Below are 1,495 nucleotides of genomic sequence, written 5' to 3' on the forward strand. Positions count from 1 at the left end.
CAATGCCGTTTAGTTAGGCGCTGGTAGGTGTGTTGGTGCTGGTGGCGGGGTGTGTTGTCACTACGGTGTGGTGGGTGTCGTCTGGGGTGGAGCGTCGGTTCACCGACGGGATCAGTCTCGGGGTCCTGACCCGGTTGGTGGATCGGGATCTGGTGGACGAGGTGTTGGCGGAGACCGGTCGGCGGGAGAAGCGGTCGCGGCTGCTGCCGGCGCGGGTGGTGGTCTATTACGTGCTGGCGTTGTGCCTGTTCTTCGAGGACTCCTACGAAGAGGTGATGCGCAAGCTGGTCAACGGGCTGCGGTTCCTGGGCACCTGGCGGGACGAGTGGCGGGTGCCGACGGCGGGTGCGATCTCGCAGGCCAGGTCGCGGTTGGGTGCGGAGCCGTTGCGGGTGTTGTTCGACCGGGTCGCGGTGCCGATGGCGGTGCCGGGCACGAAGGGCGCTTGGTTGCGGGGGTGGCGGGTGATGGCGGTGGACGGGGTGGTGCTGGACGTGCCCGACACCCCCGCCAACAGCGAGGTGTTCGATCGTCGGGACGACACGCCGTTCCCCCAGGTCCGGGCGGTGGGGTTGGCCGAGTGCGGCACGCACGCGATCGTCGCGGCGGCGTTCGATTCCTGGCGGGTGCAGGAACGCGAACTGCTCCATCGGATCCTGGGCCGGGTGGAGCCGGGCATGCTGGTGCTGGCCGACCGGGGCTTTTACAGCTACGGGATGTGGACCGCCGCCGCCGCGACGGGGGCGGACCTGGTGTGGCGGGTCACCGACACCCTCGAGTTGCCGGTGCTGGAGTGGTTGCCCGACGGTTCCTACCGGTCGTTCCTGCTGCCCAAGCACGTCAAAGGCGAGCTGGGACGACACGGATCGCATCCCCGGGCCGAGCAGTCGCGGGTGCCGGTGCGGGTGGTCGAGTACATGGTCACCGACCGCGGACCGTCCGACACCATCCGCCTGATCACCACCATCGCCGATCCCGACCACGCCGCCGCGGCCGAACTGGCGGCGCTGTATCAGCAGCGGTGGGAGTTCGAGCTCACCCTGGACGAGATCGAGACCCATCAGATGTCGGCCACCCGGCTGCTGCGCTCGAAGACCCCGGAGTTGGTCGAGCAGGAGATCTGGGCGCTGCTGCTGACCCACTACGCCGTGCGCGAGTTGATGCACGAGGCCGCCGAACCGCTCGGCCCCGACGACACCACACTCGACGTCGACCGGTTGTCGTTCACCCGCAGCCTCAACGCCACCCGCCGCCAGGTCCTCAATCAGGCCGGGTTTTCCCCCTCAGCGCCTGACGGAGGCGATGCGGGAGACGCGTGAGGAGATCCGCCGCCACCTCCGCGCGCCCGAACGCCGCCACCGGTCCTGTCCCCGGGTCGTCAAACGCAAACACGTCGGCGCGAAGCTCCTCAAACGCCCCCACCACGTCACGAAGCGCCATGCCGGCCCGCCCCACCTGCACATCTTCACCAACACCGCCTAACTAAACGGCATTG

General features: G+C 68.6%; 1 protein-coding gene. It reads left to right on the top strand.

What is annotated here, in order from left to right; all coding sequences use genetic code 11:
* The first annotated feature begins 74 nt into the window (after positions 1–74).
* Positions 75–1,319, top strand: coding sequence for an IS4 family transposase (locus ACZ7GX_RS45685; RefSeq protein WP_498786925.1), 1,245 nt, complete (start codon positions 75–77; stop codon positions 1,317–1,319).
* The last annotated feature ends 176 nt before the right edge of the window (positions 1,320–1,495 follow it).

Source organism: Actinosynnema sp. NPDC037264 (assembly GCF_055603705.1).